This window comes from Novosphingobium olei (genome assembly GCF_012927405.1).
In the GTDB taxonomy this organism is placed as follows: domain Bacteria; phylum Pseudomonadota; class Alphaproteobacteria; order Sphingomonadales; family Sphingomonadaceae; genus Novosphingobium; species Novosphingobium olei.
Window position 1 is genome coordinate 1 of record NZ_JABBGM010000010.1, and the last position, 26,056, is coordinate 26,056.

At 63.3% G+C, this 26,056-nt stretch carries 26 protein-coding genes, 1 tRNA gene and 1 pseudogene; 8 read left to right on the plus strand and 20 right to left on the minus strand.

The genetic code is table 11. From position 1 onward, the window contains the following. Positions 1-128: pseudogene (locus HHL27_RS17385) on the plus strand (IS481 family transposase); the annotation flags it as partial. Between the two features lie 391 nt (positions 129-519). On the opposite strand, the gene HHL27_RS17390 reads toward HHL27_RS17385, so the two are convergent. The 3 genes from HHL27_RS17390 to HHL27_RS17400 all read right to left on the minus strand — a co-directional run bounded on the left by HHL27_RS17390 (position 520) and on the right by HHL27_RS17400 (position 2,270). Then, a complete protein-coding gene (locus HHL27_RS17390) occupies positions 520-1,329 on the minus strand; it encodes a COG4705 family protein (protein WP_169494665.1) in 810 nt (269 codons plus the stop codon). A gap of 138 nt (positions 1,330-1,467) precedes the next feature. Next, positions 1,468-1,656: a hypothetical protein gene (locus tag HHL27_RS17395; protein WP_169494666.1), complete on the minus strand. Its 189-nt coding sequence runs from the start codon at positions 1,654-1,656 to the stop codon at positions 1,468-1,470. Between the two features lie 326 nt (positions 1,657-1,982). After that, complete coding sequence (locus HHL27_RS17400; protein WP_169494667.1) at positions 1,983-2,270, minus strand: hypothetical protein; 288 nt, start codon at positions 2,268-2,270, stop codon at positions 1,983-1,985. Positions 2,271-3,160: 890 nt separating this feature from the next. On the opposite strand from HHL27_RS17400, the gene HHL27_RS17405 reads away from it, so the two are divergent. Continuing rightward, the gene (locus HHL27_RS17405; protein ID WP_169494668.1) at positions 3,161-3,340 is read left to right on the plus strand and encodes a hypothetical protein; all 180 of its coding nucleotides are present in this window, start codon (positions 3,161-3,163) and stop codon (positions 3,338-3,340) included. A 1,713-nt stretch (positions 3,341-5,053) separates the two neighbouring features. Here the strand turns inward: HHL27_RS17405 and HHL27_RS17410 are convergent. From HHL27_RS17410 to HHL27_RS17430, 5 genes are all read right to left on the minus strand, one after another. Next, entirely contained in the window at positions 5,054-5,404 is a 351-nt protein-coding gene (locus tag HHL27_RS17410) for a hypothetical protein (protein ID WP_169494663.1), read from the minus strand. 2 nt (positions 5,405-5,406) lie between these two features. Beyond that, the gene (locus HHL27_RS17415; RefSeq protein ID WP_169494669.1) at positions 5,407-6,285 is read right to left on the minus strand and encodes an RNA-binding protein; all 879 of its coding nucleotides are present in this window, start codon (positions 6,283-6,285) and stop codon (positions 5,407-5,409) included. 859 nt (positions 6,286-7,144) lie between these two features. Continuing rightward, on the minus strand, positions 7,145-7,684 hold the full coding sequence (locus tag HHL27_RS17420; RefSeq protein WP_169494670.1) for a hypothetical protein: 540 nt from the start codon (positions 7,682-7,684) through the stop codon (positions 7,145-7,147). Between the two features lie 94 nt (positions 7,685-7,778). Beyond that, positions 7,779-8,381, minus strand: a complete 603-nt coding sequence (locus HHL27_RS17425) for an SOS response-associated peptidase (protein WP_169494671.1) — start codon at positions 8,379-8,381, stop codon at positions 7,779-7,781. 31 nt (positions 8,382-8,412) lie between these two features. After that, entirely contained in the window at positions 8,413-8,649 is a 237-nt protein-coding gene (locus HHL27_RS17430; protein WP_169494672.1) for a hypothetical protein, read from the minus strand. 387 nt (positions 8,650-9,036) lie between these two features. On the opposite strand from HHL27_RS17430, the gene HHL27_RS17435 reads away from it, so the two are divergent. The 3 genes from HHL27_RS17435 to HHL27_RS17445 are packed head-to-tail and all read left to right on the plus strand — an operon-like array spanning position 9,037 to position 14,854. Continuing rightward, on the plus strand, positions 9,037-9,447 hold the full coding sequence (locus tag HHL27_RS17435; RefSeq protein ID WP_169494673.1) for a hypothetical protein: 411 nt from the start codon (positions 9,037-9,039) through the stop codon (positions 9,445-9,447). After that, complete coding sequence (locus HHL27_RS17440) at positions 9,444-10,415, plus strand: hypothetical protein (RefSeq protein ID WP_169494674.1); 972 nt, start codon at positions 9,444-9,446, stop codon at positions 10,413-10,415. Before HHL27_RS17435 ends, HHL27_RS17440 begins: the two co-directional genes overlap by 4 nt. Continuing rightward, complete coding sequence (locus tag HHL27_RS17445; RefSeq protein WP_240959959.1) at positions 10,397-14,854, plus strand: thermonuclease family protein; 4,458 nt, start codon at positions 10,397-10,399, stop codon at positions 14,852-14,854. Before HHL27_RS17440 ends, HHL27_RS17445 begins: the two co-directional genes overlap by 19 nt. A gap of 74 nt (positions 14,855-14,928) precedes the next feature. On the opposite strand, the gene HHL27_RS17450 is transcribed toward HHL27_RS17445, so the two are convergent. The 5 genes from HHL27_RS17450 to HHL27_RS17470 form a co-directional block, all read right to left on the minus strand. Next, complete coding sequence (locus HHL27_RS17450; RefSeq protein ID WP_169494676.1) at positions 14,929-15,522, minus strand: hypothetical protein; 594 nt, start codon at positions 15,520-15,522, stop codon at positions 14,929-14,931. 168 nt (positions 15,523-15,690) lie between these two features. Then, positions 15,691-15,766: transfer RNA gene (locus HHL27_RS17455), tRNA-Lys, on the minus strand. Between the two features lie 17 nt (positions 15,767-15,783). Then, positions 15,784-16,302 carry a 2-amino-4-hydroxy-6-hydroxymethyldihydropteridine diphosphokinase gene (gene folK / locus HHL27_RS17460; protein WP_169494777.1) on the minus strand — a complete coding sequence of 173 codons (519 nt, stop codon included), beginning with the start codon at positions 16,300-16,302 and terminating at the stop codon, positions 15,784-15,786. A 2-nt stretch (positions 16,303-16,304) separates the two neighbouring features. Then, entirely contained in the window at positions 16,305-17,156 is an 852-nt protein-coding gene (gene aguB, locus HHL27_RS17465) for an N-carbamoylputrescine amidase (RefSeq protein ID WP_169494677.1), read from the minus strand. Positions 17,157-17,221: 65 nt separating this feature from the next. After that, positions 17,222-18,073 (minus strand): class I SAM-dependent methyltransferase, encoded by an 852-nt coding sequence (locus HHL27_RS17470; protein ID WP_169494778.1) that lies wholly within the window; start codon positions 18,071-18,073, stop codon positions 17,222-17,224. Positions 18,074-18,152: 79 nt separating this feature from the next. On the opposite strand from HHL27_RS17470, the gene msrA reads away from it, so the two are divergent. Continuing rightward, the gene (gene msrA, locus HHL27_RS17475) at positions 18,153-18,689 is read left to right on the plus strand and encodes a peptide-methionine (S)-S-oxide reductase MsrA (RefSeq protein ID WP_169494678.1); all 537 of its coding nucleotides are present in this window, start codon (positions 18,153-18,155) and stop codon (positions 18,687-18,689) included. A gap of 56 nt (positions 18,690-18,745) precedes the next feature. Here the strand turns inward: msrA and HHL27_RS17480 are convergent, their stop codons facing one another. Beyond that, positions 18,746-20,014, minus strand: a complete 1,269-nt coding sequence (locus HHL27_RS17480) for an RsmB/NOP family class I SAM-dependent RNA methyltransferase (protein WP_169494679.1) — start codon at positions 20,012-20,014, stop codon at positions 18,746-18,748. Positions 20,015-20,121: 107 nt separating this feature from the next. On the opposite strand from HHL27_RS17480, the gene HHL27_RS17485 reads away from it, so the two are divergent. Next, complete coding sequence (locus HHL27_RS17485) at positions 20,122-20,277, plus strand: DUF1674 domain-containing protein (protein WP_338114935.1); 156 nt, start codon at positions 20,122-20,124, stop codon at positions 20,275-20,277. A 71-nt stretch (positions 20,278-20,348) separates the two neighbouring features. Here HHL27_RS17485 and HHL27_RS17490 read toward each other — a convergent pair whose 3' ends face one another. The 4 genes from HHL27_RS17490 to dksA all read right to left on the minus strand — a co-directional run bounded on the left by HHL27_RS17490 (position 20,349) and on the right by dksA (position 23,385). Further along, positions 20,349-20,786 (minus strand): DUF4112 domain-containing protein, encoded by a 438-nt coding sequence (locus tag HHL27_RS17490; RefSeq protein ID WP_169494681.1) that lies wholly within the window; start codon positions 20,784-20,786, stop codon positions 20,349-20,351. A 5-nt stretch (positions 20,787-20,791) separates the two neighbouring features. Further along, positions 20,792-22,291 carry an ABC transporter substrate-binding protein gene (locus tag HHL27_RS17495; protein ID WP_169494682.1) on the minus strand — a complete coding sequence of 500 codons (1,500 nt, stop codon included), beginning with the start codon at positions 22,289-22,291 and terminating at the stop codon, positions 20,792-20,794. 105 nt (positions 22,292-22,396) lie between these two features. Then, positions 22,397-22,777, minus strand: a complete 381-nt coding sequence (locus tag HHL27_RS17500) for a PilZ domain-containing protein (protein ID WP_338114936.1) — start codon at positions 22,775-22,777, stop codon at positions 22,397-22,399. 149 nt (positions 22,778-22,926) lie between these two features. Further along, positions 22,927-23,385, minus strand: a complete 459-nt coding sequence (dksA, locus tag HHL27_RS17505) for an RNA polymerase-binding protein DksA (protein WP_169494683.1) — start codon at positions 23,383-23,385, stop codon at positions 22,927-22,929. Between the two features lie 331 nt (positions 23,386-23,716). On the opposite strand from dksA, the gene HHL27_RS17510 reads away from it, so the two are divergent. After that, on the plus strand, positions 23,717-24,067 hold the full coding sequence (locus HHL27_RS17510) for an SEL1-like repeat protein (RefSeq protein WP_206069677.1): 351 nt from the start codon (positions 23,717-23,719) through the stop codon (positions 24,065-24,067). A 1-nt stretch (position 24,068) separates the two neighbouring features. Here the strand turns inward: HHL27_RS17510 and HHL27_RS17515 are convergent, their stop codons facing one another. Then, positions 24,069-25,001 (minus strand): cation diffusion facilitator family transporter, encoded by a 933-nt coding sequence (locus HHL27_RS17515; protein WP_169494684.1) that lies wholly within the window; start codon positions 24,999-25,001, stop codon positions 24,069-24,071. 34 nt (positions 25,002-25,035) lie between these two features. Then, positions 25,036-26,007 carry a magnesium and cobalt transport protein CorA gene (locus tag HHL27_RS17520; RefSeq protein ID WP_169494685.1) on the minus strand — a complete coding sequence of 324 codons (972 nt, stop codon included), beginning with the start codon at positions 26,005-26,007 and terminating at the stop codon, positions 25,036-25,038. Positions 26,008-26,056: the final 49 nt, after the last annotated feature.

Below are 26,056 nucleotides of genomic sequence, written 5' to 3' on the forward strand. Positions count from 1 at the left end.
ACTTTGCCCGCCGGCTCAAGACACTCAGCGGGCTCACGCCCTACGAATACATCGCAAAAATCTGGACCTCAGAGCCAGAACGCTTCATCGTCAATCCGATCCACCAAATGCCGGGACTGAACACCTAGGAACCAGCGGCGCAGACGCGAGTCTAATTAATATTCCCTGACTGGCGCTGGGCACGTCCCTCTCTGTAACCGAGGGGCGGGCCTTTTCTCTGTCCATACGGCTGTCTCAAAGCAATTCCGTTCAAGGGGACGCTGGCTCATTGATTTACTTTAAATGAATATTTTTAAGCGTCTGCGGCGAGCACCAGTCCGATGGCTGTCTTAGAACCAAGTTATTTGCAATTTGCGCTGCGGCACGAGCCGACAGCGCCGCGCCTCTTCTGCACAGCGATCAAGGCTGCTGGGCTGGAACTAATATAGCACGAGACAGCCTGGAAGGAGGCCTTTGTTCATGCTCGCCGCTAAAGGCTCGACTAGAACGAGACAGGCCTCGGTTAGGATTTCACTACAATCATCGTAGTTTATCTGGACCGACCGGATGCGTCCCCGCCCTTTGCGGCACACCGACGATGAGCAATAGGATCGCGCCCGCAAGAACCGCAGTTGCCAAGGGGCGGCTGAGATCGAGACCACCCTTGGCCAGCGGCTTGTCGAGGAAGTCGCCAACAGTCGCACCCAAGGGGCGGGTAAGGATGAATGCTGCCCAGAACAGCATGACGCGGGAGACTTTGGTCAGCCAGTAAAGTGCAGCGAGAACAGCGAGGGCTGCGCCAAAGAGCAATGCTGCGCCGGAGTAGCCAAGCGAGCCGTCAGCTACCCAATCGCCCAGCGCCGTTCCCAAGGTCTGCGAAAATGTAATCGTGATCCAGTAGAACGTCTCTGCCTGGGCGGTATCGATGCGGTTCACATCCACGGTGCCGAGCGCGCGATACCAACTGAACAGCGAAATCAGTACCAAGCTGAAGAGGAGCAGTGAGCCGCCGGGGTAGCCCAGACCGATAGAACGTGTGGCAAAGTCAGCGAGCGTGGTTCCGGCGGTCGTCGAGGCGATAATGGTTGCCCAGTACAACCAGGGATTGAAGCGTCGGGCGCGAATTTGCAGCCAAACAAGTCCCAGGAGCAGAAGGCCAAATATGGCCGTGCCGACAAGATACCCGTTCACGCCACTGGCTCCGGCGTCCGGAGTGGTTTCACCTAGCCAGCTCATGCTGACCGCATCGCCGCCCGTTTCGCCCAGCGTCGTCGCCAGAATCTTGATCACCCAAAACATGAGCGTCACGGCCGGAACCTTGCTCACGGCATCATCTACCCGAACCCTCATCTAAAATGCTCCTGATTCAGCGAGGTAACAGGGGGATGACAGGTCGAACGAAAGGCAGCAATCGGCTTTTGCTGCTTCACGATGATCTAGGGCAGTCAGAGCCTTGCCGACTACAATGAACCGGCAAGGCTCTGATAATCAGCACTTCTTGAAGCGGCCCTTCGCGTCGCGGCACTGCTTGGCCTTTGCTGGGGCGGCTGCCTTGGCAGCGGCTGGCGGGCACTTAGTGAACTTGCCCTTAGCGTCCTTGCAAGGCGCGGCCTCAGCAGTCATCGGGATTGCGGCGGCGGAAATCGCGAACAGTGCGACGGTCAGCAGCTTCTTCATCGGTCCATCCTCTCAGGCAGAATTGCCGCAGTGAGGATGCGCCTGGCTGAACGATGGGACGGTGAAAGGCGGATTAATTCGGGGAAAGGTTGACGGTCGCCAATGCCGCCAGCCCTGACGCAAAGCGCCGGCCCTTTCAGACCGGCGCCCGGCGCGCGTACGAAACACGTTCTCAGTGAGCCGATGGTCTCATGAACGGGGGTGAGTCGGCAAGGGGGTGTGGCTGTTTCAGCATCCCTGTGGTATTATGATACCGTCATGAAGAACCTACGTCTTCGCATCGTTTTGGCAATTGCGCGTGTACTTCGCGTCCCGATTGCCGTCCATCAGACATTCTTCATGAAAGGGATAATCTTGAAGATGTCCTGATCATCGCATTTTCCAATAATGCGACCAGATTTGAAATCGGGCATACCGAGGATAATTAGGTCGCGATCTGATCGAATTGCCGCCTTCAGCGTGGCGGCAAGATCGCTGATGCCCAATTCGCTTTCAAATGCGTAGAATGACGTTGGCTCATACCACCAGTTGCCCGCTACAGATTTTCTGACCGCAGCAATCAGTTTTTCGTAGGTGACGTTGTAGCCAGCATCCTCATGGATGCGAAAACTCATCCAATACGCCTTCATGTCTCAATCTCCGACTCACTTCACTGGGGAGACGGATCATCGTTCACGAAGCGTTCTTGAGTCGAGTCCGATTACCGGCGTCTATCCACAGACGCTGGAGATGGCCAGCGCACTCTCATTCATGGCGTGTTTGCAATCAATACAATCGCGGTATTTCTGCCCTGCTGCCCCCGCCAACCTCCATGAGGAACCGACCTGCCCACCACTCGCTGTCCTATGGGCACTCAGCGCGAAGGATCTGCCATGCAACGCCTTACTCTACCGGTCGCCATCGCTCTCGCCGTCTCAGCCTGCAACAGCAATGGTGGCGGCGGAACACAGCAGGAAGTACCGGAGAACCAGGGCATGGGCGGAGTTGGTGATGGTGCCCCGGGAGGTAGTCAGTCACCGACAGATGCCGCGAGCAGCCCAACGACGAGTGCCACTGGCGCCGGAGCTACAACGCCAGCTACGGCTCCCTCCTGACGGACGCCCCCCGCGTCGCTACTTCCGCCACTGGCTGCGCTTGACGAGAAGCCGGCAGAACCATTCCGAAATCGCGAACGCGACGACGTAGCCGACAAGCGCGATTCCGAGGACGATTAGGGTGGTCATTCACGCAGAATAGGCCGCACAACTTTCGATTGTCATTATAATTGATATAGTTAGCGCGAATTATCAGGCGCACTGCGCACTAACTCGCCGCGGCTGCCCGCGCGCGCCGGTCGTTCTTGCCGACGCGCATCGCATACACCGCGCCTGCCCCGTGTCACCCCCATCATGTACCCTGTCGCCCTGGTGATGAGGGTCTCTGTTGTCCGAGCAAAAATCCCCGCTCGACGGGAGCGCGCAGCCGACGCTACTCTCGGAGAATACACGCCCCAACAGAGGTGGATATGAGCGAAGAACACTCACGCTGGATCGTCGTGTCATTGGTCTTGCTCGTCGCGATCCCTTTGCAGGTGGTTATTATCAAGGCGCGTTGGGATTACGTGAATGGCTTCGATTGGCTGATGCTTGTCCTCCTAATCGTTTTAGGATGGGCGCATATCGAGGCCCCGACGCCGGATCCATAGCTCGTCAAGCCGCGAGCCAGTCCAATTCTGCGTCGTCCAGCGCCTCGAACGCATCAGGATCCGCGCTTAGATCGACCAAGCGCTTCCCAACCTCTCCAATGTCGCCGTCTCGCGCCGGTCCCCAATGGGCTGCAACGGTTCCTGACGAGCGGCAAGACACGGATCCAGCGGCTCGACACTGACCTGTACAGGCGCACGCTGGCGCGATCGTCAGTCGATGGCTTGGAGGTGGAGGCTTCCAGGGGCTAGCGAGGTGGTGGAGATAACAGCGCTCGTGGCTTCGAAAGTGCAATGGACTTGCCTAAGACTTTGCGTCGGCTTAGGCAGCAACATGCTCTCCCCCTCCAACCCAAGCATGAATAGATTCCGCATGGCCGGCCGAGTGAGCGCGCACCATTCTGCCGGGCAAAGTACACACACTGTCTGTTAGGGAATGTCGTTCAAGCCTTTTTCTCTCGGAGGGGTTGACTACCCTCTCGCACATCTGAGTGCGTTCGATGTGACCGTGCCTGCGAAGGATCCATTGGCCTTTCCAGCTAAGCTGCGCGTAACATTCAGCCACCACGTTTTCAGCGTCAAATGGGATGATCAGCATCACGACGCGGACCACGAGTACGTCGCGAACGGCGAACGGCGGGCGTTTTGCCCTGTCCGGTACGGTTGTTCGATCGATCTTCCGCAGATCGTTCAATATCACGTCGCTGGGAAGGCCTACAAAAGTAGGGACGGCAACGGCCTGTGGCGAGATATGTTTTACGCAGTGGCAGACGGGATTCACTATCCCGTCTTCTTCACTCTGAGCAAGGCACGAAGCATCCCAGGAGTGGATGGCTTGATGCACGTTATAAGCGCTTATCAAAAGCCTGACTTGCCTGCCAAGCACAAGCTCCAGTCGGTAAAATTCGCCCGCCTAGTGCACCAGAGTTGCCCACCAAAATCAAAATAGCCTCCCCGAGGTGGGGAGGCTATGAGTGCGAGACGGCCCTTACGTCCACATTTCGCGGAACCCTTGCGGGCGGTGCACCCCGAATCTCGCTTCGGATGCAGGGAGGTAACTACCGAGCAAGGGTTACGGTTTCAACAAAATATTGAATCGGTCTGCACGGATCGCTTTTGACCGTGCCTATTACGCGTCCATCAAGATCGGACCAACATCGCGTCCACCATAGCAGGCATCAGTGTCTCAATCGGCACCGGCACGCTTGCAGACACGTAATCCGGGTTCTTAGCGCGACGCTGTCCATACTCTCTGATCCATTGCCGCCCACGCTGCCTCCAAGCACGCTGTAAAGGCACCACAGGCAAGAGATAGCACTTGCGGGAGGGTGCAAACGCATAGGCGATGAAATCGCACGCCAGCGGCTTCTGGACCCAACCCGGTGAACGCCTTCCCTCGTCGCTCCACTGCTCAAGCAGAATGTCGGGCCAGTCATTGGTGCGGACTTTCTCGTCCACAGTGTAGGTACGGCCACAGGCAAGGGTCAGGACGCGATCAATTCCGCCTCGCTGGGCCCAACCGTCATCGCGCACGCTGACCGCACTTACGAGACTTGGGAAGGCCCTGCGGTATATGTCCAGCCACCACGGGGCGTCGGCGTAGGCATTCGACAAGGCGAGGCTTGTGGCGAAGTCGTGGACCTTCTCCGGCACAGGAAAACGCCCCGGCGGTGGGACCGGGGCGCTTTCGAGTTGCAGGGGTAGCTGTTGGCCCATTTAGGCGTGATGTCCGCGATAGGGGAGCGGTGGTTGCGTCTGATCCTCGCCATAGATCGGGGTTGGACCAAGTTCGACGCAGTCATCATCACTGAGGAGGCAACCAGACCCAGGGTAGGCGATACCGTGGCGATAGACGATTGCCTGTCCCGTATTAATTTCATCCTCGTCCATCTGGCCAGCCGGGTCGTCGTCCTCCAAGTCCGGATCGCCGTCTATCTCGTCCAGGCGGTCAATCAGTCGCTCGGTGAGGCTTTCAAGTTCATGCCGAGAAAGCATTGGGATTGCCTGCGCCAGCATGGCGAGGGGAAGGCCCGAAGGCCCTCCCAAGGCGTAGATGCGGGTGGCCATGGTCAGGCCTCCCCCACCAGATGCTTTGCTTGTTCCAGAAGCTTTCGCGTACGTTCAAACGAAGGTTGCCCGCCGTCCCGATAGAGGGCGACGAACTTGCGGGTAAAGTCGCGCGGCGTTGCCGGACACCAGTCGTCCAGTTTCCAAACCGCTTCGATGTAATCGTCTTCCGTTGTCTGGCCGTCATTGTGCGCATTGTATGCCGCCAGATACTCGCTCACCGCATCCGAGCCGGAGTAAGACTCGGTTGTAATCTCGTCGATGGCGCGGGGATCTTGTGCCGCCTGCTGCATGGCGCGAATGCTTTTGATCGCGGAAACGATCAGGCTCAGGTGCCAATCGGTGTCTGGCGAGTCCAGAGCGGCGAGATCCGACCGGAAAACGGCCGCGAGCTGGTCGCCGGCGTCAGCCATGTGCGTCAGTGCCAACCACAGTTTGGCCTCGACGCCTGCAAGCGTAGTGGCCGGGACATCGTGGATCGTGTGCTCGGCGGCATCCATCGTGGTGGTTAGTTCGATTTCGAGGCTGTCGGGCAACTGGTGGCCATGCTCAGCAAATGCCTGACGTAGACGACGATCAGTTACGCCGACGACGTTCCAAGCATCGACGATTGCCCTGTCTGGATTGTGGGGGCGGGTGCGGATTACCGGTTCTGGCCGGAGGAGGTCGCGCAGCGCCTTCTTCTGCGTCGAAGTAAGCGCAGCGAGCATGGCGTGTGCCCGCCTCTGGTCCTCTTCGCTGCGACCTGCGACGATGCAGCCGATGATCAATTCGCCATCGGGGTTCATAGTGTAGCCTCCGCCCAATTCTTCAAAGCGAGCGAGCCATTCCCGTGGATTGAAGGCATGCGCCACCGGCGCAATCATGCTATGCGCGTTCATAGTCGTTTCCTTGCTGTTTCAAGGTTGTCGATCAGACCGGGCGGGAGGATTAGGCCCCTCTCGTTCGGTCGTACCCCCACTCTGGGGTGGTTCAATTTGTTTCACTTACGGGCGGTTGCGTCAAGCCACTTTGTGGATTAAATTGCACCAGATGAATGGGACCCAATGCAAAATGGCGAGGGCGGGGCTAGGATGGTCTGCGCACGATCTCGCCGGCCATGCGGCAGTCGGATACATGACTGTCACGCGCTTCGAGGGTGGCAGGGGTGTTTCGCCGGAAAGCTTGGCGAAGATTGAAACCGCTTTCGCGAATGCTGGAGTAAAGGTTGTCGACAAGGGGCAGTGGATCGGCGCGGTTTACGTGCCAAAGAGCTGAACCTTCGCCGCCTGACTTGACCTGCAGCTTCTCGGGCTCAGTATGCGCCATCCTCTTGCGAGGTGACGTACGATGCCAAATGTTCTTTCACAGGGATTCTTTCAGGCTCTGCCAGCACTACTAACGGTGGCTTTCGCGTTTGCCGCGTTCAGAGTCGGGCGGGACTTGGGCAAGAACAACGGGCTGCGCGGCGGTCTCTTATCCCTTATGGGATTATGCTTTGTGATTGCCTTGCTCGCTGCCGGTTCTGTCGGTCAACCAACATGTGAAGACGCCGGAGATGATCCCATAAGAGGCTCGTGTGAGCAGTATGCAGATGACGGCTTCCGGGCGACGAACGAGCAAAGAGAGGCGCGGTTTGTCTATGTCTTCCTGTTCCTATCGGTTCCAGGTCTCATCGGGTTGCGGCGTGGCGATAGTGAACGGTCTGCATAGCGGTGCTACGCGCTTGGGCAGCGACTGTTTATAGCGACAACTTGCCCTCTAGCCCTCCCACGCATCGAGAGCTACGCTGTATGCCTCCTGCTCCTTGGCAACATCGACCTTCAACCGCTTCAGGGTTCGGTCGCGTTCAATCCGCAGACTGTCACGCTTATCGGCCAATTCAGCCATCTGGCGCTCGATCTCGCGGAAAGCGATATCGTAGCTATGCGAAGCGTCATTTAGCCTCTGCCGGGCATTCTCTAGTTTTACCCGGCTCGGCTTTGGTTGGCGTGCCCTCGGCTTAGGGGTATGCGGTTTCGGTATCGCGGAGTTTGGCAGCTCACGCTTTAGCGGCTTGCCCGCTGCGGACAGGTGCTGCGCGGTTGTTCCCCTTGGCACACGGACAACTTCGCCGGGACGCGCAAGAGCCGCCGCCGTCAGCTTTGGATCATGGACCTCTTCAGTCACTTCCCGCTCAAAGAGATCCTTGTCGGTCCCCCATGCAGCCAGCGCAGCCTTACGGCTTGGCGCGGCGACGTAGACGTCTTCAAATCCGGCCGACGTGCGGAATACTTTGAGTGGGCGCTTTGCCATACCCATTCAACGCCCGCCACCCGCTTAGGGTTCAAGATGCCGCGAACAGTACGCTGCGAGAGCCCCGTTTCCTCTGCAATGTTCGCAGCGGTGCAAGTTCTCAACGGGGCCCCGCCCAACGATCCTGCGTTTTCTCCACCAGCAATTCACCTGTCCAAGTCGTGCAAAGTCCAAAGGCATCCTCGGGCTCACCGTGCTGCCATGTTTCCCATGATGCGCGCGGCAATAGGACCGGCATCCGGTCGTGTACGTTGGCCATTTGCTCGCAGCCATTGACCATCACCATGGCGTAGGCGTTCCCCCACTCGGCGGTTGGTCTCCAGACGCCTGCGACGGCGAATGTCTCCTCGCCCGGCATGGCGTACCACGTGCGGGTCATCTTGCCCTTCTCTCCCTCGGCTTCGGCCCAGGCGGTGACCGGGATCAGACAGCGTCTCCGGTTGAAACTGTCCTTCCAGAAGCCAGTATGAAGCTTGTCTTCGCGGGCGTTGGTTACTGCCTTCGGTTTGAGCTTTTGACCCTGCTTGCCAGTTAGCGACAGCGGGAAGCCCCAGGTCATCTGCCTTAGCTGGCCCTCTGCCATGACGAGGCCCGGATAGCCGGGATAGATCTCACTGGCGACGTTCGCACCCTCTTGCAGGATAGCGCCGAATAGCTGGGCCACGGCCTGCGCGTTGGTGGTCATGCGGTAGAGATTACACATGCACTAAAGGTCGAGCGCTCTGCCTTGAGAGTCAACGCCCCGGCTCAGCCTGCGAAGGTAGGGCGGTAACCTGCTTCGAGCCGCACATCGAGCAGCGCATTCGATCCGCCAAATTGCCGATGCGCCGCGATGCGCGCTTGGCGTGCAGCCGATCGGCCAGCTCGCGCGCATCTAGCACGGCGACATGATCGCAGCCCTCACAGACCACTCTCAAGCTGAACCCGTACCGGGCCAGATCATCGACGGTTTCGAGACGCTTGAAGGACATCCTTGTACCGTGAACGAAGAGGGAACGATTCGGCAAGGCTGGGTCCTGTCTATCCCCAGAAAGGGGTATACCCTCGCAGGGCGCTATCGCTTCAAGATCAGTGTCAGGCGGTGAGCAGATGCCTGCCGCTTAGGGGTTGTCGGCGTCCTGAGAAGCGTTGGCAGCCCCGCCCCAAACCTGCAGATTCCTTGACTTTTCCCGCTTAGTGTGTTACCGGAGCAATACACAACGTCGGGAGACAGTCGTGCACAATAAGCTTCAAGACGGCGCTGTCGTTTTCAGGGCTAATGCTGTCCTGATCGCCGCGCTCGCTGACCGCGCCCGCGCCTCTGGCTGCACCGTGTCAGAGTACCTTCGCGCCATGGTTCGCGAGAAGGTCGGCCTTCAGTGACGGGCAATCCGTTTGCCCTGCTCAACGCAGCAGCCCGTGGCAGTTTGGCTGCCCAGCGTGCCCTAGCGCAAATGGCAATTCAGAAGATCGTGGCCGAGCCGCTTGCAGACCCCGAGGCGGTTGTCCGCGAAGGTCTTGTGTTCGCTCGCCTTGCGGCGGCTCAGGGCGATGTGGCCGACGAAGGCCGCGTTATTTCCCTGCTCGCCTTCCACGCCGAACTGCTGACAGGCGAGGAAAGAGCGGTCGTGCTTGGCGAGGGCATGGCCCGCTATTCGCGCCTTGCTGACAGAGGCGATGAACTGCCGGGCTCTCAATTCGAGGACATGGTTGCCGCGACTGAACCGGCCATCGTGTCAGCTGCGGTGCAATTCCAGGAACTGCTCAAAGAGGGTGAGGCGGTAGCATGATTTTCGGTGGTCTCGGCGCTCGTCGCCTCTTGGATGACGCAATCCTCCAGCAGCTTCCCGGCCCGATCGTCGGCTATGGCGGCGGCACGTTCAACATGGACGGGTCCGTTGCCACGCCTGACACGCGCGATCTTTCAGAGGGGCAGCAGTCTGCAGAGCTTCCTGCGACTGAAACGCCTCCCAAGGGCATGTTTGGCCGCCCCTTGCCGATGTCATCGACTCAGGCGACGCGGCCAATCGATCAGGCTCGGAAGCCAACGTTCGATTACGAGGCAACACAAGCCGCGCTGATGCCCCCGCGTAAGGGCAGCAAACTGGTTCAAACGCTGGCGGATATTGCTGGTGTGCTCGGCCCTGCCCTGATGGCTGCAAGTGGCGATGGCGCGGGAGCCAGTGCGGGAATTGCCGCACTCAATGCCCGGCGGCAAGAGGCATCGCGTCGGCAATGGGACACCAATCGGATGCTTGCCGAATGGAAGCACCAGGACTGGGCTCGCCAGAATGCTGCCGACCTTGATGCGTCTCAGCCGTTCACCCTTGGCCGATCTCGCTACCAGTATGATCCGAATAGCGGTGAGACGAGCATGCTTCAGCATGAGCCTGCCGACTTCGAGGATTATGCAGCGGCTATGGGATACGAGCCGGGCTCTCCGCAGTACGTGCAGGCGGCTCAGGACTATATTCTTCGCGGGAATGGCCCCACTGCCGTTGGCCTCGATATGTCGTTGGACAATCACCGCACCAACAACCGCGCGACGCTGGAGAACCTGCGCCAGCAAAATCGACTGAGATATCAGCAGCAGGGCATCGCTGGCCGTGTCCAGGTCAAGAGCGCGCCCACCTATCGAGATACGCATCCGCTGCCGCAACGGGGCGGTGGGCGTTCTGCGGCCTCGGCCCCGACTGCGACCGGGCCAAACGGCCAAAAGGTAATGTGGAATGGTAGCGCATGGGTGCCCGCAACGTGAGCAACCCGCCTGCCCCGCCTCCGGGGTTCACCCTCGACGGTCCACCCCGCCAACGGAACCCTGTTCCTCCCCCGCCTCCGGGTTTTGCAGTGGACTCGCCGCATCCCGTTCAGGCACCCCTCGGTGCCACGGCAGAGCCTCTGCGCGATCGGCTGACCGGGCAAGCAATCGATGGCGACACGTTCGCTCTCGCGTCTGGCCGGCATCTCCGACTGTATGGGGCCGACGCACCAGAGCTGAAGCAACAAGGCTGGAACCGACAGGGGCAACCCTTGCCGATCGGGCAGGACGCGCTAGCCCGTGCAAGCCGTCTGCTCGCCCAGACCACCTCGATTGGCAACGCGCAGGGCGTCTCCTTCGGTCGCCCGGTGGCTTCCGTCGCCGCTGGTGGAGAGGATGTGGGGCAGTCTCTCATTCGCTCTGGCGATGCCTTGGCCGCGCCGCAGTTCATGAGCGCCGATCCTGAACGCCGCTTCGACTACATGCAGGCCGAACGCCTCGCGCGTCAGAACCGTTTGGGCATGCATGGGGTCTTTTCGCAGACGCCTGCGGACTTCCGGCACAATCCGATGCCGTCACCTGATCGTGAAACCATTGCGCGCTTTTGGGATACGCCAACACCTTGGGCTGGCCTCCGACCCGATGCCGAAACGAAGACGCTTGATCTGGTGTATTCCGACGTACCGCTTGAGCAGGTCGCGGACTACGTGAAGCAAAGCGGCGGCATTCTCGATCTGGAGAGCGCAAAGACTGCCCGAGCGTACTTCAAGAAGACGGGTCAGCGTCCGGGCCTCGCTTACGGTGAAGCGCCAAAGATCCTGACAGGCAATGGCGATGGTGCCGTGGGCGCGACGGCACGCGGCTTCGGCAACGGCGTGCTGCCGAACCTTCTGGAGGAAACCGGCGCGATTGCCGATGCGCTCGGTGCTACGCCGGGGCGTGAGAGCGTCTGGAACAGTGACCGCCGCCTTGCAGACATCTGGGCAAACAACGAGGCGCAGAATGAGGCAATCACCGGCTTTGACCGCCAAGAGCATCCCTACGCCACCACAGGGGGCGAAATTGCGGGTGGGCTGGCACTGCCTCTCGGCAAGGTTAACTCTGCTGCCGACCTCGCAAAGTGGGGCGCTGTCTACGGCGGTCTTTCCGGCTTTGGTCGTGAAGGCACTCTTGCCCAACGGCTGACCTCTGGTGTTGTCGGTGCGGGCGAAGGTCTCGCCGCTACGGTGCTGGGCGGGAAGGCTCTGGAAGCTGCTGCGCCCTATATCGCGAAGGGTTGGACCTGGGCGCGGGGCAAGTCAGGTCCTGAGCTTTTTCCGCCTGCGGGTGAGGCGACGGCCCCGATTACTGGCGATGATCTGAAACGGGTGGCAAGTGAGGCTACCCCGTCTGATCAAGTGGCACCTGCTCAGGCTATGGCAACTGAGCCGGGTGCGTCATTGTCGCAGGAGGTGCGTCAGCCGGATTACCTGTTCGCCCCTCGTGCTTCCCGCATGGACGCACCGCTATCTGAAGCGCAGCTGCGCGCCGCCGATATTCAGCCGCGCGATGTCGTGCCGATCCCTTCCAACGAAGTCGGCTCGGTCGAAGAGGCGGCGGCAATGGACAAGGGCCGCTATGCGCCTGCCACGGCTCCGAACGAGCGCGGCGAGCTGACCAAGCAGACGCTGCGCGCATGGAACGGTGCCGAAGTGCCCAAGGCTGGGCCGGTCGATCTGGTGGGCTGGCTGCGCCTCAACGGCGGCCTGCGCGATCAGGGGGGTGAACTGACGCACATGGACCTGACCAACAAGGCGCGATCCGGGATGGATTTCGTGGGGCAGGAAAGCCGCTTCGGCCCGCTGGTGAACAACGAGAGCGGCATGAATTTCGACGATGCCGCACTGCGCGCGTGGGAGGCGGGGTACTTTCCCGACCATGCAGAGCGGCCCGACGTAAACACGTTCCTCGATGCGATGCGCGGCACACAGGAAGGCTGGAACCGTCACTTTCTGCCGGAAGATTTTGCCGAGATTGACCGCTTCAATGCAGCCCGCACGGAGCGGCAGGACCTTGCTCGTCAGCGGTCTGAGGACGGGCAGGTGTGGCGCGACAAGTCAGTCCCGGCTGAAGAGCCACAACCATTTGCCCCTCCTGAGGCTTACGAGGAATGGCCTGCTGGTGGCCCTGACTTCGCGGGCAATATCAACCTCGACAAGCTGGAGAGCCCGCAGGACATTCGTCGCGCGCTTTCCCAGGTCGATAGCCGCGTGGGCGGGTTAGATGCTGCAACCCGTGGCCGGGTGACGCAGGCCGAAACCGAACGCCTAGCCGGTGAGTTGGGCATGACTCCTGAAGCGCTGCTGACACGCCGCAAGGGGCAGGCGCTCAATGCCGAAGAGGCGCTGGCCGCACGGCAGATACTCGCAAAGTCCGGCAACGAGCTGGTCAACGCTGCCAAACGGGTTCAGTCGATGGAGAACCCCGGCGACGATGTGCTTGCCGAGTTTCAGCGCAAGCTTTCTCGGCACGTGGCAATACAGGAACAGGTGTCGGGCATGACGGCGGAAGCCGGTCGCGCGCTCCAGCAGTTCAAAATGCTGGCCGAAAGCCGCAACGTGCGCGGCGATGTGCTCAAGGCGGTGGTCGATCGCTCTGGCGGCGGGAAGCGGCTCCAGGACGCCGCTGAAACGCTTCTGGATGCTGTCGAAGGCGACCCCGGCAAGTTCAACGTCGTGGCCGACAAGCTCAGCAAGCCGCGTTGGATCGATAAGGCGATTGAGCTTCGGTACTTCATGCTCCTGTCGGGCCCGCAGACCCACGTTGCCAACATCGTTTCGAACACCATGACCGCGCTCGGACAATTCCCGGAGCATGCGGCGGCAGCGGCGCTCGGTCTTGGTCGTCGAGCCATCACGGGCAAGGAAGCTGCGGCGGATCGCGTCTACGGCTCCGAGATCGGCTCGCGCGCGTTCGGCTTTCTCGAAGGCATCAAGGAAGGCGGGCAGCAATTCCTGCGCACGCTTCGGACGGGCGAAACGTCGGACTTCGCAGGAAAGATGGAGGCACCGACCCAAGCCGCAATTGGCGGCATGGGTGGCAAGGTAGTGCGTGCGCCGATGCGTGCCCTCTCGGCTGAAGACGAAGTGTTCAAGGCGATGGCACGCCATATGGAAATGGCGGGTCTCGCTGATAGGCAGGCGTCAAAGGAAGGACTGAAGGGCGAAGCGAAGGCGAAGCGAATTGCCGAGCTGCTCTCGAACCCGCCAGACGATATGCTTGAGAGGGCATTCGACTACGCCCGATACATCACGTTCCAACGCCCGCTGTCTGGCATCGCACAGACAATCTCAACGGCAACACAGCGCCATCCTTCGCTCAAGTTCGTGGTGCCGTTCGTCCGAACGCCGACCAACCTGATGAAGTTCGCTGCCGAGCGCTCCCCCCTCGCACCGCTTGTGAAAGAGTGGCGGGCGGATGTCTTGGCCGGTGGCGCTCGCCGGGATCTTGCCATTGCAAAGGCGATGGTCGGGACCGGCTTTGGCATGTGGATGGCCGACCTCGCCCGGCAAGGGATGGTTACCGGGTCGCCTCCAGATGACAAGAACAAGGAACGCCTGCTCCGCGCCGATGGCTGGCAGCCCTACTCGGTGAAGATGGGTGGCCGTTATGTCGCCTACAGTCGTCTTGATCCGTTCTCTTCTACAATCAGCATCGCTGCCGATCTGGCGACGAAGGCAGACGGAATGACGCCGCGCCAGCTTGAGGAATACTCGGGCCTGCTGGTGGCCTCGATCCTGAAGAGCATGGGCGACAAGACGTGGCTGTCGGGCCTGTCGGACTTCTTCCAGATGGCGAACGATCCACAGCGCATGGGAGCGAATTACCTGCGCAATCAGGTGGCGTCGTCCGTGGTGCCTGCTGGCGTCGCACAGGTGGCGCGCACGATCGATCCAGTTCGCCGCGATACCAACTCGCTGGGCGATGAAATTCGCGCTCGGTTGCCGATGGTGTCAAAGGGTCTGCCAGCGGAACGAACGATTTGGGGCGCGCCGATCACAACCGACCGGCTCGGCCCAGATGTGCTTTCGCCGGTTACGACCTCGAACCGTCTCAACGATCCGGTCAATGCGGCTCTCCTGCGTCTAGGCGCCACGGCAACCAACTTTCCGAAGGCACACAACGTCGATGGCAAGCGGGTCCACTATACGCCGCAGGAATACGAGCAGCTTGCGGCGAAGGCGGGACAGGATGCGCATCAGCGCCTGAGCGTGCTTGTCGGCAATGCTGCCTTCGGGGGGATGGCTCCCGAGGCTCAGCGCAAGGCGATCCAGAAGGCAATTGAAGCAGCGCGGAAAGGCGCACGCGGAGAAGCTGTGAAGTCCTTTCCGAAATTGCCTGCGACGGTTTTGCGTCAAGGCGCCGTCCCGCCGCCACCTCCGGGATTTAGGATGGACTAGGCCGCGATCCTTCTGTTCCTCTCGCTCCAATCCGTGTCATCTAATGCCTGTGCAACTCGAAATTCCAGAAGCTTTCACTTGCGCGTTAGAGCAGTGCCGCGCCTCAATATTTCCAACGTGGCGCCTGATTCCTGGATGACATTCCTTAAAACGCCCGGCCACGTGCGCTCATCCCATGGCTCTAATTCTGCTTCAGTTTCGAAGCAGTCCTGAAAAAAAGTTTCTGCATATGCCAGATTTATTTGCAAATGAGTGAGGGAGGCCAACTGCTTAAAGTCCAAAGATCGGCTTCGTTCCAAAGCTTTCTCGATTACCATTCTGCTGCCTCGAGTTTTCCAGCCAAATTCGTTGAGGCTTTTTCTGTACTCGTCCGACCAATTTTCATTTTCTTTTGGAGCACATATGATTGCATGGGAGGCATAACTTGACAGTGCCTCCAAGTCGTCAATAAGGATTTTGATCTCTTGTCGAAGCTCGGCATTCCGGTTGCGATCTGACAACCATACTGAGCCAGCCACGGTGCCTGCTGCGCCGATGAACGCACCTACTAGCGACATAGTTGGCTCGATCGGCATTCCTAATCTGATCAAGATGGCGACGGCAATTCCAACCCCTCCACCCGTAGCTCCCATCAGTGTGCAGAGAATCAGCTCGTCGCGATTTATCATACTCTCGCTCCCAGACAGCCAAACGAGTTTAGAGCGGCGGAACCGCTATCTATCCAAGGACGCGGCCACTTCTAGATAAACACCGTGCTTACTTGGTGCTTACCCAGCACATTCATGGAGGAAATATCCGGACACCTAGGGTGCCGCAAAAACCTGAGATGTCCGCCGTGGTGAGCCCTGCTGGATTCGAACCAGCGACCTACTGATTAAAAGTCAGTTGCTCTACCGACTGAGCTAAGGGCCCGCGCGTGTCTCGCGCCGTCAAGGCGCGCGGCGTCGTGCGGCACTAGGGGCGCGGGACTTGCGGGTCAAGCGGGCGGAGAGGTGTTTAAGGGCAAGACCGGTGGCGGGATCGCGCCAGTCGCGGGCAATGCGGGCGGCGGGCCGCACCACGAAGTCGCGCTCGCGAAAGGCGGGATGCGGGATGGTCAGCGCCTTGTCCGCCCACGCGCCGCCGCTCCACAGCACGATGTCGAGGTCGAGCGTGCGCGCGCTCCAGCGCTGTCCCCGGCGGATGCGGCCGAAATCCCGCTCGATCCGCTGCAGCAGCGCGAGCAGCGCGCGGGGGCCCAGCGTCGCTTCGACCACCGCCGCGCCATTGGCATATTGCCGGCGCGAAGGACCGAGCGGCGCGCTGGCGAGCACCGGCGATGCGGCCACCACCGCGATCCCTGCCTCGCCCAACGCCCCCAGCGCCGCGCGCAGCACGGCACGCGGGGCGCCGTGGCGCGCATGGCGCACGTTCGAGCCGAGCGCGATCAGGTAGCGCTGGCGCTCCAGCGTCAGATATCCTCGGCGAGCCGGCCGTAGAGCTGGGGGCGGCGGTCGCGGAAGAAGCCCATGCCGGCGCGGTGCTTGGCCGCTTCGGCAAGATCGATCGTCGCGACAAGCGTCCCGGTTTCCTCCGCGCCGTATTCGGCCAGGAAATCGCCCCACTGGTTGGCGATGAAGCTGTGACCGTAGAAGCGCTGGTCGTTCTCTTCGGTGCCGATGCGGTTGGCTGCGATCACCGGCATGCAGTTCGAAGCGGCATGGCCCAGCATCGCCCGGCGCCAGATTCGGCTGGTATCGAAGCTCGCGTCATAGGGTTCCGAGCCGATCGCGGTGGGATAGAACAGCAGCTCTGCCCCCATCAGCGCCATGGCGCGCGCGCATTCGGGATACCACTGGTCCCAGCATACGCCCACGCCGATGCGGGTGCCGAACACGTCCCACACCTTGAACCCGGTGTTGCCGGGGCGGAAATAGAACTTCTCCTCGTAGCCCGGCCCGTCGGGGATGTGGCTCTTGCGATAGACGCCCATGACCTCGCCATCCGGGCCGATCATCGCCAGCGTGTTGTAGTAATGGTGGCCGTCACGCTCGAAGAAGCTGGTCGGGATGGCAATGCCCAGCGCCTTGGCGAGCTTGCGCATTTCCTTGACCGAGGGATCCTCGTCGAGCGGATGGGCGAGCGCGAACAGCGCCTCGTCCTCATGCTTGCAGAAATACGGCCCGGCGAACAGCTCGGGCGGCAGCACCACTTGCGCCCCCTTCGCCGCGGCCTGTTCGACCAGCGCGGCGACGGCGGCAATGTTGGTCTGCTCGTCGGCATGGAGCGCGAGCTGGAGGGCGGCGATGGTGATGCTGGTCATGGGCCCGGACCTAATCGCCCGCCGCCGCTAATTCAATCGCGCCCATCAACCCGGCGAGCGGCACATCAGCTCCGCTTGCGGAACAGCAGCGTCATGCGGTCGCTTTCGCCGATGGCCTGCAGCCGCGCCCGGGTCGCATCGTCCTTTGCCCCATCGAGCGAGGGCGGCAGCGTCCACACGCCGTCGGGCCAGTTGGCGGGGTCCTTCGGATTGGCGTTGGCCTCGCTGCGGCCAACAAAGGCAAAGCCGTGCGCTTCCATCACCTTGATCACGTCGGCTTCGCGCAAGTAGCCCTTGCTGCCATCGACGTAGGCATCCGGTGCATCGGCCTTGGCGCGGTGCTGCTCGATCCCGATCATGCCGCCTGGCTTGAGCAGGTCGCGCATCGTCGCAAGCTCGCTGTCGGCGGTCTTCGACCGCAGCAGGTTGTGCATCGCGCGCATCAGCAGGATGCGGTCGAACGTGCCCTTTTCGCCCGCCGGCACCGCGCCCAGCGAGAAGGCGCTGAACCTTTCAGCGGGTTGCGCCGCCCATCCTGCCACCTGCGCCGGGAACTTCGCCACGGCCGCCTGCATGCCCGCCTGCCGCTCTGCACTGGCGCCGCTGGCATCGCCGAACAGCCCCACGAGCTTGCCCTTGGGCGCAAGATAGATGCCGAGCAGGCGCGAATACCAGCCGCCGCCGGGGGCATATTCGCCCACCTTCATCACCGGCCCCACGCGGAAGAAGGCGAGCGTCTTGTCGGGCTTGCGATAGACGTCGCGCGCGGCATCGTCCTTGCGCAGCGGATCGGCCACGGCCGCGGCCAGCGCGGGATCGATCGCCGCGCCGGCCTTCGGCGTGCCATCGGCCAGCGCAGGGGCGGAAAGGCTGCCGGCGGCAACGGCGACAAGCAGGGCAAGGCTCAAACGGCGCATCACGGGGATTCTCCTTGGGGACCGATGACAAGCACGGGATCGATGCCTATCTTCGGGCCAATTCAGGAGAATAAAGCGCATGAGCGAACAAGCAACGGCCGTCCTTGCAGGCGGCTGCTTCTGGTGCACCGAGGCGGTTTTCCGCGACGTGATCGGCGTCAGCAATGTCGAGAGCGGATATATCGGCGGCACCAAGGCCGATCCCACCTACAAGGAAGTCTGTTCGGGCAACACCGGCCATGCCGAGGCGATCCGCGTCACCTACGATCCGGACACGATCAGCTATGCCCAGCTGCTCGACATCTTCTTTGCCACGCACGATCCGACGCAGCTCAACCGCCAGGGCAACGACATTGGCACGCAGTACCGTTCGGCGATCTTCCCGCTGGACGACGAACAGCGCAGCGAGGCGCAGGCCGGGATCGAACGCGCGCAAGCCGAACGCGACGGCACGATCGTGACCACGATCGAAGGCCCCGCCACGTGGTACCCGGCCGAGGACTATCACCAGGAATACTGGGAAGGCGAAGGCCAGCGCAATCCCTACTGCCTGGCGGTGATCCCGCCCAAGCTGATGAAGCTGCGCAAGAGCTTCGCCAACAAGGTCAAGGCCTGATCACATGGGCCTGATCAAAAGGGCCTGAAGCATATCGCCGTGCGCGGGTGGCCGGCTCAGGCAGCCTTTACCCAGCGCGCGGCGAAGAACCCGTCGATCCCGCCTGCCGCTGCGAGCATACCGGGATCGGCGCGGAACCAGCCCTCGGCGGTCGGCGCCAGGCCCTGCGGCAGTTCGTCGGCGCGGATCGGCGCGGGGCGCAGCGCCCTGACCCAGTCGGCCTGGCGCTCGCCTTCGTTCGGCTCCAGCGCGCAGACGGCATAGACCAGCGTGCCACCGGGCTTCAGCGCGCCCGCCGCGCGTTCGAGCAGGTTGCGCTGCAGTTCCTCGAGTCCCGCGAAGTCGGGCTGGCGCAGCAGCACGTCGGGGTGGCGGCGGCAGGTGCCGGTGGCCGAACACGGTGCATCGAGCAGCACCGCATCGTAGATTTCTTCGGGCCGCCACTGCATCGCATCGGCGGTCACGATCTCGACCTCGGCGTCCAGCCCCACGCGCTTGAGGTTGGCGGCCAGCCGTTCGAGCCGGCGCCCCGACTTGTCGAGCGCGGTGACCTTCCAGCCTGCGGCGGCAAGCTGCATCGTCTTGCCCCCCGGCGCGGCGCACAGGTCGAGCACGCGGCGGCCCTCGCCCGCCCCCAGCAGCCGCGCGGGCACGCTGGCGGCCAGGTCCTGCACCCACCACGCACCTTCGGCAAAGCCGTCGATCCCTTCGACCGCGCCGGCGCGCGCCAGCCGGACGTGGCCGGGCGTCAGCGAGGTTCCACCCAGCCGTTCGGTCCATTGCGCGGTCTGCGCCGGATCGCGCAGCGTCAGGTCGAGCGGCGGCGGCACGGCAAGTCCGTCGGCAATCGCCTCGACCCGGTCGGGCCAGGCCTGCTGCCAGCGCGCGGCCACCGCTTCGGGCAGGCTCGGCGCATCGGGAAGGCCTTCCCCGCCCTTGAGCACGGCCGAAAACACCCCGTGCGCCAGCCGGCGAGGGCCGCCCATCAGCAGCGGCAGGCCGGTGGCGATCACCGCGTGCGGCGGCAGGCCCAGCCGCAGCGCCTGCGCCAGCATGATCCGCAGCACGCTGCGCGCCTTGGCATCATCTGGCAGGATCTGGCGGGTGGCGCCATCGATCAGCGCGTCGAGATCGGCCAGCCAGCGCAGCGCTTCCTGCGCGATGGCGGTGGCAAGCGCGCGATCGTCGCCGCGTTCGATGGCGCGCAGGATCGGCGGCGCGCTCTGGTCGAGCGGCTCGCCCCGGCGCAGCACGGCATCGAGCATGCGCAGGGCGGCGCGGCGCGCCTCGACGCCGGGAATGTCTTCGGGGGAGCGAGCGTTCATCGCCCGCCTATCGGCCCCTCTGCCCCAAATGGCAATTGCATCCGCCGGCAAGAGGCACCATCTCGCACGCCATGGACAAGCAAACGCCCCCCGCTGCGACGCCGCGCATGACGCAGCGTCCCGCAGGCTTCGCCAAGCCGGAGCACTGGACCAACGAGCCCGCGCCCACGCCCAAGGCGGTAACGCCGGGCGAGGATCCGGACGGGATCGACCCCACCCGCTTCGGCGACTGGGAAAAGAACGGGATCGCGATCGACTTCTGAGATTGCGGCTGCAGGGCTACCAATGCTTCGCCCTGCCCCGCCCCAGCGTGCCCGACCCCGCCTGCGTCTTCTCAGCCCTCGATCACGCCGCTGGCCGGGTGATGCCGGTCGAGATGCTTGCGGATGATCTTCAGGTTTCGGCTGTTCGAACGGAACAGCACGTCGAACGCATCGCCCACCACCGGCACCGCACCGACGGCGGTATCGAAGGCGACATTCGCGCTCATCTGCCACAGCCGCCAGCGCGGCAGGCCCAGATTGCGCGCTTCCCACACCAGCCAGAAGCCCAGCGCCGCCGTCACCAGATCGCCCACCACCGGGACCAGCCCCGCGATGGCATCGAGCCCGATCGCGCGCTTGAGGCCGGGGACCTGCACGGCACGCTCGAGCACGAACTCCAGCGCCTCGATCCGCGCCCGCACCGAAGCGGGATCGCGGCCAAGGCCGGGCATGTCGGGGAGATAGCGACGCGGGCGTGAGGCAGGCGCCGCGGAAGCGGAAGCGTTCATGCCCCCTATTTGGGAACGGCGGCGAACGGCGGCAAGGGATGCCACCCCCAGGGGTTGAGCGCGAAACCGGTGACTCCGCTGCGCACCAGCGACCAGCGCAGCGGCCGCGCGATGGGGATGAAGCCGTTGGCGGCGGTCATCTCCGCCTCCGCCTCGCCCAGCAGCGCGGCGCGCTGGCGCGGATCGACCGCCTTGCGCGCTTCGTCCAGCCGCGCATCGCCGGTGGGATTGCACGCCGCCTTCTGGATTGCGCAGGTCAGCTGGTTGAGGAACCACGTCGCCCGGCCATAACGCGCGGCGGTATCGACCAGCCGCAAGTCGGCCTTGCCGCCTTCGCCCACGCGCACCAGCCCGATGCCGATCGCGGCGAAATCGGTGGTCAGCCGCGCCAGCACGATCTGCGATCCGGGACCATCGGGCATTGCCACGCGCAGCACCGGCGCGGGATTGCCCGCCGCCTTCCAGCGCGTGACGCGTTCGAGCGCTGCGGCGCGCCTTGCCGCCATGTCCATCGCCACCCAGCGTTCGCCCACCGTGCCCAGATCGCCTTCGACGTCGGGCGAAACGATGCGCGTGGTCGGCTGCCAGCCGCCGACGTTGAATTCGCCCAGCAGCGTCGCCCGGTCGATCGCCAGCGCCAGCGCCTCGCGGTTGGGCGCATCGGCCAGGAACCCGTCGGCGCGGTCGACCATCAGCCCGAACATGCCGATCACCGGATCGATCTGGACGTTGCCCCGCGTCAGCCCGCCGACACCGGCGAGCGGCAGCGTGTCGATCCGCCCGCCCAGCACCGCATCGACATAGCCGTCGTTGAAGCGCTCGACCGCGCGCGCCGCGTCCTCGACCTCGAGATGCAGCGGCCGGCTGCGCGCGGCGAAGTCCTCCTGCGGCGGCAGCCCGCGCCTGGTCGGCGGAATCAGCGCAAGCACCGCGGTCCGGCCGTCGCGCCGCAGTCCCATCGGCCCGCTGCCGCGCTTTTCATACGGCAGGCCAAGCTCTGGCTGGGCGAGCAGGGTCAGCAGGTCGGGCATCGGCGCCACGAGGTCGACCTCGATCACCCGCGCTGCCATCACCCGGACTTCGTCGATCGGGGCAAGGTCCAGCCCCAGCGCCGTGCCGCGCAGCGCGGCGATCGCCTTGCGCAGCGCGGCGGCGGTGGTGTCGGCGGTGATCGGCGATCCGTCGGGCCAGATCCCGTCGCGCAGGCGGAAGATGTAGCTCTGCCCGTCGTCGGTCACGATCCAGCGTTCGGCGATGGCGGGCACCACGCGGCCTTCCGCATCGAAACCGACCAGCCCTTCGACCGTGGCCGCGCGCAGCACTTGCGCGGCGGGCGACAGGCGCACGCCCGATGTCTGGAACGCGCCTTCATCCCCCACCAGTGCCACCGGGAATGGCCCGTGCCGCGCACGCCCGCAGCTGCTGGCAAGCAGCGCCAGCGCGCCGACGAGCGCGCCGGTCAGGCCAAGGCGCAGCGCTGCGGTGGATCGCAGGGAAACGGTCATTGCACCGGTGCTAGGCGGCGCGGACGAATTCCGCAACGCCACGGTTGCCAAGGAGAAGCGCCGAATCGAGCGTGGCGCGCGCCGTGCTGGTCAGATCTTACGCCGTCAGATCTTGCGCAGGCGGGTCTGGTCGATGGCGGGCAGCGGCGGCTTGACGAAGCGCGGGGTGCTGTCGCCCGCTGCGGTCACGGGATCGCGGGCCAGGCGCGGGTTGATCGGTTCGACAAAGGCGATGCCGAAGCGGTTGTCCTGGATCCAGGCGATCGTGCCGCGCACCCAGCCGATGTTGCGCAGCGACACTTCGACTTCGTTGCCGCGTGCCACCTTGATGCTGCCTTCGGCCATCACGCCCCCGGCCGACAGGTTGCGCACGCGCACCTTGTGCTCCCCATCGGTGCCGACCAGGCGCAGGTCGGCCATAAGGAACATGCTGTCTCGCCCGAGCTGGCGATGATCGATATCGTCCATGGCCTGCATCTGTTGCATTTGCGTCACCTGGTTGGAAGCACGGACCGGGTGTTAACCCGAAAATCCGCGCCTTTCACCCGTTTCTGCCGCCAAATCGCGCAGTAATCGCAAATGAACGTGCCTAATGATCGCTTAACAGCCCGCCTGTCTCGTAACGAGACAGAAAGTCACATGTCGCGCGAGATCTTCTCGCGGCGTTCGTGCGCTTCCTGCGCTTCGACGGTCATCGTCGCGATCGGGCGGGCGATCAGGCGGCCCAGGCCGATCGGCTCGCCGGTCACCTCGCAGAAGCCGTATTCGCCCTCGTCGATGCGGCGCATGGCCGAATCGATCTTGGCGATCAGCTTGCGCTGGCGGTCGCGGGTGCGCAGTTCGATGCCCCAGTCGGTCTCGCTCGATGCGCGATCGTTCAGATCGGGTTCGCGCAAGGGGCCATCCTGCAACGCGGTCAGCGTCGTTTCCGATGCCGAGAGGATCGACTTCTTCCACTGCAGCAACAGCCGGCGGAAATAGTCGAGCTGCTGCTCGGACATGTATTCTTCGTCATCGCTCGGCACATAATCGCTTGGCATGGCCCGGCGGGCTTTTGCCAGAACGTCGATCTCGTCACTCAGTACGCCAGCCATTCGGCCCTCCGCATGGCCCGAAACCCATCAGGTTGCGGGCTGAAAAACGACGACCCCGAGACTTCCAGCACCGCAAGCCGACGCGGCGCAAGCTTCTGGTTTGGCCGCGCCTATAAGGGCCACCCCGAATCGCCACAAGTCCTTTAGACACAGCCCAATTGCCTTGCGATGAAGGATCGCCTGCCAGCGTAGAAACACGGTTAGCGATACTCCGCGCCGGACTCCGCAACCGCAATCTTGCCGGCGTTAACGCTTTGTTGACCAAACATGGTGACTTTTGCCCATGCCGGGGCCGTGGGGGCACCCGCTGAAGTTACAGGGTTTGGGGAACATGAACATGAATTCTGTCACCGGCCTTTCGGCCACGCCAGCATCGCCGATCACCGCCATTGCTGCGGGCGACGCGCACGACGATCTCGTCGCCAGCTGCCTTGCCGCCGCGCAAGGCGGGGACATCTCGGCCTATTTCGATCTCGGCGTCGCCTATTCCACCGGCAGCCACGGCGCGCCGTGCGATCTGGTCGAAGCGCACAAGTGGTTCAACCTCGCCGCCGTCGCCGGCCATGACGAAGCCGCGCAGTGCCGCGCCGACGTCGCCGACGAGATGACCGCGCGCGAAATCGCCGAAGCGCAGCGCCGCGCCCGCGAATGGCTGCGCCTGACCGTCCGCCGCGCCGCCTGAGTCACACTCCGGCGGGAAGCGCCGCGCCTGCGGTCGAACTGTCGCGCGGGCGGACATAGACCCGCGCCACGATCGGGAAGCTCTGCGCCACCTCGCGCTCTATCTCCAGCACGATCCGTTCGACATCGCGGGCCAGCATCGCATCCTCGAAATCGGCGCTGATGATCACGGTGACCATCGTCGGCGCGCTGTGCAGGGTCAGCACTTCATGCACCCGCACCACGCCCGCATGCGCCGCCGCCTTGCGCCGGATCGCCTCGACCAGCACGGGATCGGCGCTTTCGCCGATCAGCAGCCCCTTGGCTTCGTACAGCAGCACGATCGCCAGCACGCCCAGCACCAGCCCGATCACCACCGAGGCCAGCCCGTCCCAGAACGGATTGCCCGTGACCAGGCTCAGCGTCAGCCCCAGCGCGGCGGCGACAAGGCCGATCAGCGCACCCGAATTTTCCAGCAGCAGCACCAGCGTCGGCGCGTCCTTGGTCTTGCGGATTTCCGCCCAGATCGATCCCCGGCGCGAAGAATTGAAGTCTTTCAGCGCCGCGATCGTCGACCACCCTTCCAGCGCGAAGGCGATGCCCAGCACGGCGAAGGCGATCAGCGGGTTGGTCGCCGGTTCGGGCTCGATGATGTGCAGCACGCCTTCGTAGACCGAAACGCCCGCGCCCAGCGCGAAGACCAGGATCGCCACGATGAACGACCAGAAGTACAGTTCGCGGCCATAGCCGAACGGATGCGCCGCGTCGGCGGGCTTGGTCGACCGCTTGCGGCCATAGAGCAGCAGCACCTGATTGGTCGAATCGACCAGGCTGTGCACCCCTTCGGTCAGCATCGCCGAAGATCCGGTCACCGCCGCCGCGCCGAACTTGGCCACTGCGATGCCGACATTGGCGCCCAGCGCGATCAGGATTGTCTTGGTGGAACCGCCTGCCATCTGAACTCCTGCCTGAACTCTCGCGGGCCCTGCGTCACAACCATCCGATCCGGCGGAAGCGCACGTAAAGCCCCCCGCAGATCGAGATTATCGCGGCCCAGACCACGAAGTACCCGTAGTGCCACTTGAGTTCCGGGATGTAGTCGAAATTCATGCCATAGATGCCCGCGATGGCCGTCGGCACGGCCAGGATCGCGGCCCAGGCGGCCAGCTGCCGGGTCATTTCGCCCTGCCGGTGCTGCTCGAGCAGGCTGGCCGTCTCGACGATGGCCGCCAGCGTTTCCTTCAGGCCGCGCATCCGCGCCATCACCCGGCGCACGTGGTCGAGCACATCGCGGAACCAGATCCGCGCCGACGGGTCGATCGTCGGCAGGTCGGCCTGCACCAGCCGCTCGACCATTTCCTCCATCGGCCCGATCACCCGCTCGAACCGGCGCAGCTGGCGGCGCAGGCGGAAGATGCGGCGGATCACCGCCTGTTCGGGGAACACGTCGATCGCCGATTCCTCCATCCCCTGCGCTACGTCCTCCAGCCGGTCCATGATCGGCAGGTAGCCATCGGCGATGAAGTCGAGCACCGCGTGCAGGACATAGTCCGCGCCTTCCGCCAGCCGCTCGGCATCGGCTTCCAGCTCGCGCCGCAGTTCGCGGTGCGCGCGCGATGAACCGAACCGCACCGAGATGATGAAGTCCGTGCCCAGGAAGAACGCCGTCTGGCCATAGACGATGCTCTCCCCGTCCTCGCCCAGCGAGGCCGTGCGCGCGACGACGAACAGCTGCTTGCCGTAGATGTCCACCTTGGGCATCTGCCGGGGGTTGAGCGCATCTTCCACCGCCAGCGGGTGCAGCCCGTACTGCCGCCGCACCAGCTCCATTTCCGCCGCATCGGGTTCGCACAGGCCGATCCAGTCGAAGCAGCCCGCCGGGCATTCGCGCCGCTGGCCATCCAGTTCGATGGCGATTTCGTGCGCCTTTCCGGCGGAATAGCGGCGTGCGGCAACGATCATGCCGGCCTGTCTGTCCCGCCGGGCAACAAAACGCAATTCCCCGCTGGAA

Bases quoted from the DNA above. Each gene is read 5' to 3' on its own strand.
- HHL27_RS17410 (WP_169494663.1), bottom strand. From the start codon at position 5,404: ATGGCCACCCGCATCTACGCCTTGGGAGGGCCTTCGGGCCTTCCCCTC.
- HHL27_RS17480 (WP_169494679.1), bottom strand. From the start codon at position 20,014: ATGAACGCTCGCTCCCCCGAAGACATTCCCGGCGTCGAGGCGCGCCGC.
- HHL27_RS17515 (WP_169494684.1), bottom strand. From the start codon at position 25,001: ATGGCAGGCGGTTCCACCAAGACAATCCTGATCGCGCTGGGCGCCAAT.
- HHL27_RS17415 (WP_169494669.1), bottom strand. From the start codon at position 6,285: ATGAACGCGCATAGCATGATTGCGCCGGTGGCGCATGCCTTCAATCCA.
- HHL27_RS17425 (WP_169494671.1), bottom strand. From the start codon at position 8,381: ATGTGTAATCTCTACCGCATGACCACCAACGCGCAGGCCGTGGCCCAG.
- HHL27_RS17390 (WP_169494665.1), bottom strand. From the start codon at position 1,329: ATGAGGGTTCGGGTAGATGATGCCGTGAGCAAGGTTCCGGCCGTGACG.
- HHL27_RS17520 (WP_169494685.1), bottom strand. From the start codon at position 26,007: ATGATCGTTGCCGCACGCCGCTATTCCGCCGGAAAGGCGCACGAAATC.
- HHL27_RS17400 (WP_169494667.1), bottom strand. From the start codon at position 2,270: ATGAGTTTTCGCATCCATGAGGATGCTGGCTACAACGTCACCTACGAA.
- HHL27_RS17440 (WP_169494674.1), top strand. From the start codon at position 9,444: ATGATTTTCGGTGGTCTCGGCGCTCGTCGCCTCTTGGATGACGCAATC.
- HHL27_RS17510 (WP_206069677.1), top strand. From the start codon at position 23,717: ATGAACATGAATTCTGTCACCGGCCTTTCGGCCACGCCAGCATCGCCG.
- HHL27_RS17405 (WP_169494668.1), top strand. From the start codon at position 3,161: ATGAGCGAAGAACACTCACGCTGGATCGTCGTGTCATTGGTCTTGCTC.
- HHL27_RS17420 (WP_169494670.1), bottom strand. From the start codon at position 7,684: ATGGGTATGGCAAAGCGCCCACTCAAAGTATTCCGCACGTCGGCCGGA.
- HHL27_RS17395 (WP_169494666.1), bottom strand. From the start codon at position 1,656: ATGAAGAAGCTGCTGACCGTCGCACTGTTCGCGATTTCCGCCGCCGCA.
- HHL27_RS17445 (WP_240959959.1), top strand. From the start codon at position 10,397: ATGGGTGCCCGCAACGTGAGCAACCCGCCTGCCCCGCCTCCGGGGTTC.
- dksA (WP_169494683.1), bottom strand. From the start codon at position 23,385: ATGGCTGGCGTACTGAGTGACGAGATCGACGTTCTGGCAAAAGCCCGC.
- HHL27_RS17485 (WP_338114935.1), top strand. From the start codon at position 20,122: ATGACGCAGCGTCCCGCAGGCTTCGCCAAGCCGGAGCACTGGACCAAC.
- HHL27_RS17450 (WP_169494676.1), bottom strand. From the start codon at position 15,522: ATGATAAATCGCGACGAGCTGATTCTCTGCACACTGATGGGAGCTACG.
- msrA (WP_169494678.1), top strand. From the start codon at position 18,153: ATGAGCGAACAAGCAACGGCCGTCCTTGCAGGCGGCTGCTTCTGGTGC.
- HHL27_RS17490 (WP_169494681.1), bottom strand. From the start codon at position 20,786: ATGAACGCTTCCGCTTCCGCGGCGCCTGCCTCACGCCCGCGTCGCTAT.
- HHL27_RS17500 (WP_338114936.1), bottom strand. From the start codon at position 22,777: ATGCAACAGATGCAGGCCATGGACGATATCGATCATCGCCAGCTCGGG.
- HHL27_RS17495 (WP_169494682.1), bottom strand. From the start codon at position 22,291: ATGACCGTTTCCCTGCGATCCACCGCAGCGCTGCGCCTTGGCCTGACC.
- aguB (WP_169494677.1), bottom strand. From the start codon at position 17,156: ATGACCAGCATCACCATCGCCGCCCTCCAGCTCGCGCTCCATGCCGAC.
- HHL27_RS17430 (WP_169494672.1), bottom strand. From the start codon at position 8,649: ATGTCCTTCAAGCGTCTCGAAACCGTCGATGATCTGGCCCGGTACGGG.
- HHL27_RS17470 (WP_169494778.1), bottom strand. From the start codon at position 18,073: ATGCGCCGTTTGAGCCTTGCCCTGCTTGTCGCCGTTGCCGCCGGCAGC.